Origin of the sequence: Pseudomonas sp. REB1044 (genome assembly GCF_038813925.1) — a bacterium.
Taxonomy (GTDB): domain Bacteria; phylum Pseudomonadota; class Gammaproteobacteria; order Pseudomonadales; family Pseudomonadaceae; genus Aquipseudomonas; species Aquipseudomonas boreofloridensis.
Genome location: NZ_CP046139.1, coordinates 460,208 through 471,178 on the forward strand (window position 1 = coordinate 460,208; position 10,971 = coordinate 471,178).

General features: G+C 66.0%; 11 protein-coding genes and 1 pseudogene. 8 read left to right on the forward strand and 4 right to left on the reverse strand.

Going from position 1 to position 10,971, the window contains the following annotated elements:
- Positions 1-115 precede the first annotated feature (115 nt).
- The 4 genes and pseudogenes from rarD to GKC70_RS02060 form a co-directional block, all read right to left on the reverse strand.
- Entirely contained in the window at positions 116-1,003 is an 888-nt protein-coding gene (gene rarD / locus GKC70_RS02045; RefSeq protein WP_342650311.1) for an EamA family transporter RarD, read from the reverse strand.
- A gap of 39 nt (positions 1,004-1,042) precedes the next feature.
- Positions 1,043-2,017 carry a serine/threonine protein kinase gene (locus GKC70_RS02050; RefSeq protein ID WP_342650312.1) on the reverse strand — a complete coding sequence of 325 codons (975 nt, stop codon included), beginning with the start codon at positions 2,015-2,017 and terminating at the stop codon, positions 1,043-1,045.
- A gap of 72 nt (positions 2,018-2,089) precedes the next feature.
- Positions 2,090-2,853 (reverse strand): annotated as a pseudogene (locus tag GKC70_RS02055) (TOBE domain-containing protein).
- A 57-nt stretch (positions 2,854-2,910) separates the two neighbouring features.
- Positions 2,911-3,648 carry a ComF family protein gene (locus GKC70_RS02060; protein WP_342650313.1) on the reverse strand — a complete coding sequence of 246 codons (738 nt, stop codon included), beginning with the start codon at positions 3,646-3,648 and terminating at the stop codon, positions 2,911-2,913.
- 90 nt (positions 3,649-3,738) lie between these two features.
- Between GKC70_RS02060 and bioB the strand changes: the two genes are divergently transcribed.
- The 8 genes from bioB (at position 3,739) to GKC70_RS02100 (ending at position 10,939) form a co-directional block, all read left to right on the forward strand.
- Positions 3,739-4,797, forward strand: a complete 1,059-nt coding sequence (gene bioB, locus GKC70_RS02065) for a biotin synthase BioB (protein WP_029614016.1) — start codon at positions 3,739-3,741, stop codon at positions 4,795-4,797.
- A gap of 2 nt (positions 4,798-4,799) precedes the next feature.
- A complete protein-coding gene (bioF, locus tag GKC70_RS02070; RefSeq protein ID WP_342650314.1) occupies positions 4,800-5,972 on the forward strand; it encodes an 8-amino-7-oxononanoate synthase in 1,173 nt (390 codons plus the stop codon).
- On the forward strand, positions 5,965-6,696 hold the full coding sequence (locus GKC70_RS02075) for an alpha/beta fold hydrolase (protein WP_342650315.1): 732 nt from the start codon (positions 5,965-5,967) through the stop codon (positions 6,694-6,696). Before bioF ends, GKC70_RS02075 begins: the two co-directional genes overlap by 8 nt.
- The gene (gene bioC, locus GKC70_RS02080; RefSeq protein ID WP_342650316.1) at positions 6,689-7,507 is read left to right on the forward strand and encodes a malonyl-ACP O-methyltransferase BioC; all 819 of its coding nucleotides are present in this window, start codon (positions 6,689-6,691) and stop codon (positions 7,505-7,507) included. The genes GKC70_RS02075 and bioC overlap by 8 nt, the downstream gene beginning before the upstream one ends.
- Position 7,508: 1 nt before the next feature.
- A complete protein-coding gene (bioD, locus tag GKC70_RS02085; protein ID WP_342650317.1) occupies positions 7,509-8,189 on the forward strand; it encodes a dethiobiotin synthase in 681 nt (226 codons plus the stop codon).
- A 130-nt stretch (positions 8,190-8,319) separates the two neighbouring features.
- A complete protein-coding gene (locus GKC70_RS02090; RefSeq protein ID WP_116889589.1) occupies positions 8,320-8,616 on the forward strand; it encodes a pyrroloquinoline quinone biosynthesis protein PqqE in 297 nt (98 codons plus the stop codon).
- Between the two features lie 208 nt (positions 8,617-8,824).
- Positions 8,825-10,630 (forward strand): phenylacyl-CoA dehydrogenase, encoded by a 1,806-nt coding sequence (locus GKC70_RS02095; protein WP_342650318.1) that lies wholly within the window; start codon positions 8,825-8,827, stop codon positions 10,628-10,630.
- Positions 10,631-10,780: 150 nt separating this feature from the next.
- Complete coding sequence (locus GKC70_RS02100) at positions 10,781-10,939, forward strand: YqaE/Pmp3 family membrane protein (RefSeq protein ID WP_033727371.1); 159 nt, start codon at positions 10,781-10,783, stop codon at positions 10,937-10,939.
- The last annotated feature ends 32 nt before the right edge of the window (positions 10,940-10,971 follow it).

Sequence of the window (10,971 nt, forward strand, 5' to 3'; positions counted from 1 at the left end):
TAGGAAAAGGCATGTTCGCAAAAAACAGACAGATTGTTCCAGATAAATCTAAAAACGGTACACGATTTTCGGGCCGTTTCGTTTTGCTGGGGCGTTCCTGTCTGCGGCGCGTCGATCATCTGCGCTTGCGCAGGGTCAGCCAGGCATCGACGCTATAGATCGCCAGCCCTGCCCAGATAAAGAAGAAGGCCACCAGAGTGCTCGCCGACAGGTGCTCGTCGAACAGCAGCACCGCCTGCAGCAGCACCAGCGTCGGTGCGAGGTACTGCAGAAAACCCAGCGTGGTGTAAGGCAGGTGGCGCGCCGCCGCGTTGAAGCACAGCAGCGGCACCAGGGTCACCGGGCCCGCGGCCATCAGCCACAGCGCTTCGCTGCTGCCGAAGAATGCCAGGTGCGCGCTATTGGCCTCTGGATGCAGCAGCAGCCAACCCAGGGCCAACGGCACCAGCATCCAGGTCTCCACCACCAGACCCGGCAGCGCCGCCACCGGTGCCTGCTTGCGGATCAGGCCATAGAAGCCGAACGACAAGGCCAGGCCCAGCGAGACCCACGGTAAGCCGCCGACCTGCCAGACCTGCTGCGCCACCCCGGCAGCCGCCAGCCCCACCGCCAGCCATTGCAGGCGGCGCAGGCGCTCGCCGAGCAGCAGCAGGCCCAACAGCACGTTGATCAGCGGGTTGATGTAGTAGCCCAGGCTGGCCTCCAGCATGCGTCCGTTGTTCACCGCCCACACGTAGGTCAGCCAGTTGGCGGCGATCAGCGTCCCGCTCAGCGCCAGGATGCCCAGGCGGCGCGGGTTGTCACGCAGTTCGCGCCACCACTGCGGATGCTTCCAGACCGCCAGCAGCAGCGCGCCGAACAGTGCCGACCACAGCACCCGGTGGACGATGATCTCCACCGCCGGCACGCTCTGGATGGCTTTGAAATACAGGGGGAACAGGCCCCAGATGATGTAGGCGCTCAGGCCCAGGATGTACCCGCGTTGCGGGTTGGGGGCTTGCATGCAGAGTCCTTGCTTGAACGACTGGGTGGGACTTTGGGGTCAGAACACTTTAAGTGGCGCTTCGTCCAGCGCGGCGATCTGTTCGCGCAGCGCCAGGATCTGATCGCCCCAGTAACGGGGCTGGCCGAACCAGGGGAAGCTGCGCGGGAACGCCGGATCGTCCCAGCGCCGCGCCAGCCAGGCGCTGTGGTGCAGTTGGCGCAGGGCGCGCAGCGGCTCGATCAGGGCCAACTGGCGCGGGTCGAAGTCATGGAACTCGTTGTAGCCGTCCACCAGTTCGGCCAGTTGCCCCAATCGTTCTTCGCGGCTGCCGGCGAGCATCATCCACAGGTCCTGGACCGCTGGGCCCATGCGGCAGTCGTCCAGGTCGACGACATGGTAGACGTCGTCACGGTGCATCAGGTTACCGGCATGGCAGTCGCCGTGCAGGCGGATGGCCTGGCACGGGGTGCGTGCGTAGATCGCCTCGACCCGCGCCAGCAGATCGCGCGCGACGGACTCGAAGGCCGGTAGCAGTTCGCGGGGCACGAAGTGGCCGTCGAGCAGGGTCTTGAGCGAGGCATGGCCGAAGTTGTCCACCGCCAGGGTCTCGCGGTGCTCGAACGGTCGCGTCGCCCCCACGGTATGCAAGCGCCCGAGCAATTGACCCAGGCGGTACAACTGATCGAGGTTGCCAGGCTCCGGCGCATGTCCGCCGCGGCGCGGGAACAGGGCGAAGCGAAAACCCTGGTGGGCGAACAGGCTGCGCCCCTCATGTTGCAAGGGCGCGACGATCGGCACTTCGTGCTCGGCCAGCTCGAAGCTGAACGCATGCTCCTCGAGGATCGCCGCATCGCTCCAGCGGTCCGGGCGATAGAACTTGGCGATCAGTGGCTGCTGGCCTTCGATGCCCACCTGATAGACACGGTTCTCGTAGCTGTTGAGCGCCAGTACCCGCGCGTCGCTGAGAAAGCCCAGGCTTTCGACGGCGTCCAGGACCAGGTCGGGGGTGAGGGTGTCGAAGGGGTGGGACATGAAAGCTCCGGCAAGGGAAGGCAGGCCGATCATGGTAACCCATTGCGCTGCGGCCAACCCTGGCGCCTGTGCTCAGACCGGCACGCCCAGCAGCACGAAAGAGGGGTGAAACTGCGCCCGCACGGTGCTGCCCGCCGCCAGCCCTTCCTGTTGTAGCCAAGCGGCTTCGGCGAACGCGCAGAGGGTCTGGCCGTTACCCAGGGCCAGGCGCAGTTCGCGGGTGTCGGACTGATCGGCGAGGATCTCTTCGACTCGCACCTGTACGCAGTTGCTGTGCGGGTCGGCCTGCGCCGTGGCGCCGAGCAGCGTGACCCAGCCTGCCTTGAGCAGCGCCACCACCGTGCTGCCCGGCGCCAGCTCCAGGCGCTCGGTGCTGTCCGGGGTGATCAGCGCATCGATTTCCAGGCCGCCGCCGAGGGTCAGGGTCACGCGGTCATGGCGCCCGTCGCGCACTAGCCGGCCGACCTGTCCACGCAACTGGTTGCGAGCACTGGTACGCAGCATCAACCGCCCAGCAGGTCCAAGTCGCCTGGCTCATCGCTGGACTCGAGGATTTCGCTGTGCAGGGCCTGCAACCGCTGATACAGGCGCAGGACGCGCTCGCCTTCTGCCGACAGCCGCGCACCGCCACCGCCCCGGCCACCGGCGTTGCGCTCGACCAGCGGCTGCGCGGCCAGGTTGTTGAGCTCGTCGATGGCGTCCCAGGCGCTCTTGTAGCTGATGCCCGCCGCCTTGGCGGCCGCGGTGATCGAGCCTTGTTCGGCGATGTGCTGCAGCAGGCCGATGCGCTGGGGGCGGCGCAGGATGTGTTGAGCGAGCAGGGCGGGCAGTGACATGGGTGCGATGACCAGGAAGGCGATGGGGCAGAAACTTGCCTCTGCCGGCCGGGCACGTCAAGCCTGCCCAGGCCTGGCCGTGCGGGCCAGGCAGTAGACATCGACGCGGCACGCGCCGCCTTGGCGCAGCAGGCTGGCCAGCGCGCGGGCCGTGGCACCGGTGGTCAGCACGTCGTCCACCAGCGCGACATGTCGCCCTTGCAGCACCGCCTGTGGGGCAATCGCAAAGGCCTGGCGCAAGTTCTGCCAGCGCGCCTTGGCGTCGAGGCTCTGTTGCGCCACGGTGTCGCGTGGTCTCAGCAGCCAGCGCTCTTCGCAGGGGATCTGCAACGGGCCGGACAACCAGCGCGCGAGCATGCCGGCCTGGTTGAAACCGCGCTGGCGCAGCCGTCGCCTGGACAGGGGCACCGGCAGCAGGAGGTCGGGTCGGGGCAGGTCCTGGTCATAGCGGTGCTGCAAGGCGTGTCCCAGCAACTGCGCCAGCAGCCGCCCCAGCGGCCACTGCGCACGGTGCTTGAAGCGACTGATGGCGGTATCCAGCGGGAAACCGTAGTGCCATGGCGCCACCACCTGCTCGAACGGCGGCGGCCGGCGTTTGCACGGGCCACAGGTGAGGCCGCGCATCGGCAGTTGCAGGGCGCAGCGCGAGCACTGCTCATCGAGCCAGGGCAGGTCGTGCTCGCAGGCCGGACACAATGGATAAGGCTGTTCGGCCCGCGCGTCGCACAGCAAACAGATATGGTTACTATTTAACCAGTTGTTGACCAGTTGTTTTAAGCGTGGTTGACAGTGCATGGGCCTTCCCTGACTATGCGCGCTATCCGTGATGCGCTGGCGGGCTCTACCTGTCCCGGCGCCTGTCAGAGCCTAGATAAGGAAACGCCGATGAGCGCCAGCGCAACTGCAACAACACGTCACGACTGGTCCCTGGACGAGGTCAAAGCGCTGTTCCAGCAACCCTTCAATGACCTGTTGTTCCAAGCCCAGATCGTCCACCGCGCGCACTTCGACCCCAACCGCGTGCAGGTCTCCACGCTGCTGTCGATCAAGACCGGCGCCTGCCCGGAAGATTGCAAGTATTGCCCGCAGTCCGGTCACTACAACACTGGGTTGGAAAAGCAGAAGCTGATGGAAGTGCAGAAAGTGCTGGAGGAAGCCGCGCGGGCCAAAGCCATCGGCTCGACCCGTTTCTGTATGGGCGCTGCCTGGAAACACCCCTCGGCCAAAGACATGCCCTACGTGCTGGAAATGGTCAAAGGCGTCAAGGCCATGGGTCTGGAAACCTGCATGACCCTCGGCAAGCTCGACCAGGAGCAGACCCAGGCGCTGGCCCAGGCCGGCCTGGACTACTACAACCACAACCTGGACACCTCGCCGGAGTTCTACGGCAGCATCATCACCACCCGCACCTACAGCGAGCGCCTGCAGACCCTGGCCTATGTGCGTGACGCCGGCATGAAGATCTGCTCCGGTGGCATCCTCGGCATGGGTGAGTCGCTGGACGACCGCGCCGGTCTGCTGATCCAGTTGGCCAACCTGCCCGAGCACCCGGAGTCGGTGCCGATCAACATGCTGGTCAAGGTCGCCGGCACGCCGCTGGCCGACGAGGCCGATGTCGATCCGTTCGACTTCATCCGCATGCTGGCCGTGGCGCGCATCCTCATGCCCAAGTCGCACGTGCGCCTGTCCGCCGGTCGCGAGCAGATGAATGAGCAGATGCAGGCGCTGGCGTTCATGGCCGGGGCCAATTCCATCTTCTACGGCGAGAAACTGCTGACTACCGCCAACCCGCAGGCCGACAAGGACATGCAACTGTTCGCCCGTCTGGGCATCAAGCCCGAAGCGCGCGAAGAGCACGCCGATGAGGTGCACCAGGCGGCCATCGAGCAGGCACTGGTCGAGCAGCGCAGCAGCGAACTGTTCTACGACGCCGCATCGGCCTGAACATGGCGTTCGATCTGGCGGCGCGTCTGGCCGAACGCCGCGCCGCGGACCTGTACCGGCAACGGCCGCTGCTGCAAAGCCCGCAAGGCCCGGAGGTCATCGTCGATGGCCAGCGCCTGCTGGCTTTCTGCAGCAACGATTACCTGGGCCTGGCCAATCACCCCGACGTGATCGCGGCTTGGCGCGACGGCGCCGAGCGCTGGGGCGTCGGCGGCGGAGCCTCGCATTTGGTGATCGGTCACAGCACGCCGCACCATGAGGTCGAAGAAGCCCTGGCCGAACTCACCGGACGCCCGCGTGCGCTGCTGTTCAGCACCGGCTACATGGCCAACCTGGGCGCCATCACGGCGCTGGTGGGCCAGGGCGACACGGTGCTACAGGACCGCCTCAACCACGCCTCACTGCTCGATGGCGGGCTGCTCAGCGGCGCGCGTTTCAGCCGTTACCTGCATAACGATGCGGCCAGCCTGGCGAACCGCTTGGGCAAGGCCAGTGGCGACACGCTGGTGATCACCGACGGCGTGTTCAGCATGGACGGCGATCTGGCCGACCTGCCCGCGCTGTCGGCCGTGGCCAAGCCCAAGGGCGCCTGGCTGATGGTCGACGACGCCCATGGCTTCGGCACGCTGGGCGCCCGGGGCGGCGGCATCGTCGAGCACTTCGGCCTGGGCGTGGACGAGGTGCCGGTGCTGATCGGCACCTTGGGCAAGGCCTGCGGCACGGCAGGCGCCTTTGTGGCCGGCAGCGACGACCTGATCGAGGCGCTGGTGCAGTTCGCCAGGCCCTACATCTACACCACCAGCCAGCCCCCGGCGCTGGCCTGCGCCACCTTGAAAAGCCTGCAACTGCTGCGCGACGAAACCTGGCGGCGGGAGAGGTTGGCGGCGCTGATAGGCCAGTTCCGCGCGGGCGCGCAGCAGATCGGCCTGGTGTTGATGGACAGTCCCACGGCCATCCAGCCGATCCTGGTGGGCGATGCGGCGCGGGCGTTGAAGTTGTCGGCGATGCTGCGCCAGCGCGGGCTACTGGTGACCGCGATTCGTCCGCCCACGGTTCCGGCTGGCGGCGCTCGCCTGCGCGTGACCCTCAGTGCGGCGCACAGCGAGGCGCAGGTCCAGCTATTGTTGAATGCATTGGCCGAGTGTCATGCACAGCTGGAGTCCGCCCATGCGTAATCGACTGATCCTCCTGCCCGGCTGGGGGCTGGGCACCGCTTCACTGCAACCCCTGGCCGCCAGCTTGCGCGCCCAGGACCCGCGCCTGCACGTCGAACTGGCGCCCTTGCCTGAGCTGGCCGAGGCCAGTGCGCAGGTCTGGATCGACTACCTGGACCGCAAGCTGCCCACCGATGTCTGGCTGGGCGGCTGGTCGCTGGGCGGCATGCTCGCCAGCGCCCTGGCGCATAAACGCGGCGATCATTGCTGCGGCCTGCTGACCCTGGCCAGCAACCCCAGTTTCGTGGCGCGCCCCGACTGGCCCCATGGCATGGCCGAGGACACCTTCGGCACCTTCCTCGACGGCTGTCGCAGCCATCCGCAGGTGACCCTCAAGCGCTTTCGCAGCCTGTGCAGCGAGGGTGCACAGCAGCCGCGTACGCTGCTGCGTCAACTCGGCGTGGGCGTGCCGGACACCGACCCGCTGTACCTGGCCAATGGCCTGGAGGTGCTGGCGCAACTGGACATCCGACCGGCCCTGGAGCACTACGCCGGGCCGCAGTTGCACCTGTACGCCGGCAGCGACGCGCTGGTGCCGGCCGATACGGCCAAGGCCCTCAGCGAATTGCTGCCAGACGTCGAAGTGGGCCTGGTCGAAGACAGTTCCCACGCGTTTCTGCTGGAATACCCGCAGGAGCTGGCGTCGGGCATCAAGAGTTTCCTGCATGAGAGTGGCGATGACTGACCTTTCCCATCCGCCGTTGCCCGGCGCCTTGCCCGACAAGCGCCAGGTGGCGGCCTCGTTTTCCCGCGCAGCGGCCAGCTACGACAGCGTCGCTGCGCTGCAACGCGCAGTGGGCGAGGCGCTGCTCGAACGCCTGCCGGCATCGCTGGCCCCCGCGCGCTGGCTCGACCTGGGCAGCGGCACCGGCCATTTCAGCCGAGCCCTGGCCACACGCTTCACGGGCGCCCACGGCCTGGCGCTGGACATCGCCGAAGGCATGCTGGCGCACGCGCGTCAGCATGGCGGGGCGCATCATCATGCGGCGGGCGATGCCGAGCGCCTGCCGGTGCGCGACCAGGTCTTCGACCTGATTTTCAGTAGCCTGGCAGTGCAATGGTGCGACGCCTTTGCCAGCGTGCTGGCCGAGGCGCGGCGGGCGTTGCGCCCGGGCGGGGTGCTGGCGTTCAGCAGCCTGTGCGTCGGCACGCTGGAGGAGCTGCGCGCCAGTTGGCAGACGGTGGACGGGCAGGTGCACGTCAACCGCTTCCGCCGTTTCGACGACTACCAACACCTGTGCGCCGACAGTGGCCTGACCGTGCTTGGCCTGGAGCGTCGCGCCCAGGTGCTGCATTACCCGGACGTGCGCAGCCTGACCCACGAACTCAAGGCCCTCGGTGCGCACAACCTCAATCCCGGACGCCCTTCGGGCCTGACAGGGCGGGCGCGGGTGCAGGGCATGCTCCAGGCCTACGAACAGTTCCGCGACGCCCAAGGGCTGCCCGCCACGTACCAAGTGGTCTATGGCGTCCTGCGCAACGATCAAGAGCACTGACATGAACCACGCCTACTTCATCGCCGGCACCGACACCGACGTCGGCAAGACAACCATCGCCGCCGGCCTGCTCAATGCCGCGCAACGAAAGGGCTGGAGCACCCTGGCCGGCAAACCGGTGGCCTCCGGTTGCGTGCTCGGCGCCCAGGGCCTGCGTAACAGCGATGCGCTGGCATTGATCGAACAGAGCTCGATCAAGCTGCCGTACGAGCAGGTCAATCCCTGTGCCTTCGAGCCCGCCATCGCGCCGCACGTGGCCGCCCGCGAGGCGGGTGTGGCGCTGGCCGTGCCAGCCCTGCGCGACGCCATGCGACAGGTGCTGGCACAGGGCGCCGACTTCACCCTGATCGAAGGCGCCGGTGGCTGGCGGGTGCCGTTGTCCGACCAGGCCAACCTGTCCGATCTGGCGGTTGCGCTGAAGTTGCCGGTGATCCTGGTGGTGGGTGTGCGTCTGGGCTGTATCAACCATGCCCTGCTCAGCGCCGAGGCTATCGCCCGCGACGGTCTGCAATTGGCCGGCTGGGTGGCCAATGTGGTGGATCCGCGAACGGCACGGCTGGAAGACAACCTCGCCAGCCTCGCTGAGCGCTTGCCCGCGCCGTGTCTGGGACGCGTGCCCTGGCTGAAAACGGCCCAGGCGCAGACGGTGGCCGAGTACCTGCATCTGGACGTGCTGCAATAGCGGTCGCGGGCGGGCAGATGCCCTCTCTCTATCGGGTGGCACTGGGCTATTAGGGATTTAAACGGGCCTTTTTGCCGCCAGGCTGGTTTAATCAGGGCACGTTTCTCAATCCGTCATGTGGAGTCCTGACATGGAAATCAACGGCAGCTCTGCTTTCTACGCAGGTCTGGGCGCCATCCAGAACGGTCAGAACCGCCTCGACCAAGCCGCCAGCCAGATCGCCAGCAACGGTGTAGAACGCGCGACCAGCAACCAGTCCACCGATTTCCAGGCCGAGCGCCTGCGTGGCGTGGACCGCAGCCAGCAGCAAGACCTGGCCACCAGCACCGTGCAGCTCGCCCTGGGCAAGCACGAGGTCGAGCTGGGCGTGAAAGTCGCCAAGGCATCCGACGAAATGCTCGGCAAGTTCATCGATACCTACGCCTGATCCCTCCTTCCCAGCGCGCCCGCTCTTCGGGCGTTGCTGCCGCCTTGCCATGACCGAAACGCCTTCTTGCGCGACCGAATTGGCACTATGGTCCCTCCTTGACATTGTTCCGGGCTAAACGTAAGTTTCAAACAACTGTTTGACCGAAAGCCGCCAAGAGCTGGTCGGTGCCTGCGGTCCCCAACGAACTAGCCAGAGGTTCATCGCCATGCCCGAATACAAAGCCCCCTTGCGTGATATTCGCTTCGTCCGTGACGAGCTGCTCGGGTATGAAGCGCACTATCAGAGCCTGCCGGGTTGCCAGGACGCCACCCCGGACATGGTCGATGCCATCCTTGAAGAAGGCGCGAAGTTCTGCGAGCAGGTCCTGTCGCCGCTGAACCGCGTCGGCGATCTGGAAGGCTGCACCTGGAGCGAGTCGGGCGTGAAGACGCCGACCGGCTTCAAGGAAGCCTACAAGCAGTTCGTCGAAGGTGGCTGGCCGAGCCTGGCCCACGATGTCGAGCACGGCGGCCAGGGCCTGCCTGAATCGCTGGGCTTAACCCTCAGCGAGATGGTCGGCGAGTCCAACTGGTCCTGGGGCATGTACCCAGGCCTGTCCCACGGCGCGATGAACACCATTTCCGAGCACGGCACGCCCGAGCAGCAGCAGGTTTACCTGACCAAGCTGGTGTCTGGCGAGTGGACTGGCACCATGTGCCTGACCGAGCCGCATTGCGGCACCGACCTGGGCATGCTGCGCACCAAGGCCGAGCCTCAGGCTGACGGCAGCTACAAAGTGTCCGGCACCAAGATCTTCATTTCGGCCGGTGAACACGACATGGCCGACAACATCGTGCACATCGTCCTGGCTCGCCTGCCCGATGCGCCGGCCGGCACCAAAGGCATTTCGCTGTTCATCGTGCCGAAGTTCCTGCCCAACGCCGAGGGCGGCGTGGGCGAGCGCAACGGTGTGAGCTGTGGCTCGCTGGAACACAAGATGGGCATCCACGGCAACGCCACCTGCGTGATGAACTTCGACGCGGCCACCGGCTACCTGATCGGCCCTGCCAACAAGGGCCTGAACTGCATGTTCACCTTCATGAACACCGCACGCCTGGGCACCGCGCTGCAAGGCCTGGCCCACGCCGAAGTGGCCTTCCAGGGTGGCCTGAAGTATGCCCGCGAGCGTCTGCAGATGCGTTCGCTGACCGGCCCCAAGGCCCCGGAAAAAGCCGCAGACCCGATCATCGTGCACCCCGACGTGCGGCGCATGCTGCTGACCATGAAGGCCTTCGCCGAGGGTAACCGGGCGATGGTGTACTTCACCGCCCAGCAGGTGGATATCGTCAAGTACAGCCAGGACGAAGAGGCGCGCAAGAAGGCCGACGCCCTGCTGGCTTTCCTGACCCCGATCGCTAAAGCGTTCATGACCGAAGTCGGCTTCGAGGCCGCCAACCACGGCGTGCAGATCTACGGCGGCCACGGCTTCATCGCCGAATGGGGCATGGAGCAGAACGTGCGCGACAGCCGCATCTCCATGCTGTACGAAGGCACCACCGGCATCCAGGCCCTCGACCTGCTCGGGCGCAAGGTGCTGATGACCCAGGGCGAGGCGCTCAAGGGCTTCACCAAGATCGTGCACAAGTTCTGCCAGGGCCAGGAAGGCAACGACGCCACCAGAGAGTTCGTCGAGCCGCTGGCGGCGCTGAACAAGGAATGGGGCGAGCTGACCATGAAGATCGGCATGGCGGCCATGAAGGACCGCGAGGAAGTGGGGGCGGCGTCGGTGGATTACCTGATGTACTCCGGTTACGCCTGCCTGGCCTATTTCTGGGCCGACATTGCCCGTGTGGCCGCCGAGAAGCTCGCCGCCGGCACCGGCGAAGCGGCCTTCTACACCGCCAAGCTGCAGACCGCGCGCTTCTACTTCCAGCGCATCCTGCCGCGCACTCGTGCCCACATGGCGGCGATCCTGTCCGGTGCCGACAACCTGATGGCGATGAAAGAGGAAGACTTCGGCCTGTCGTGCTGATAGCCGAATCGGCCTGAAACGAAAAGACCGCCTGCCGTTGATCGGCAGGCGGTCTTTTTTATTTCAGGTCTTCAACCCGCTTCGCTTTCAGCGGTTGAACCTCCGGGGCGCCGGGCTAGTCTGTGTTGAAGACTATTAGGAGAGATTCCCATGGACTTCATTCGCATCATCATCGCTATTCTTCTGCCGCCACTGGGTGTTTTCCTGCAGGTCGGTTTCGCTGGTGCGTTCTGGCTGAACATCCTGCTGACCTTGCTCGGTTACATCCCGGGCATCGTGCATGCGGTGTACATCATCGCCAAGCGCTGAACGAAGCCGGGGCCGTCTCGCGGCCCCGGCGT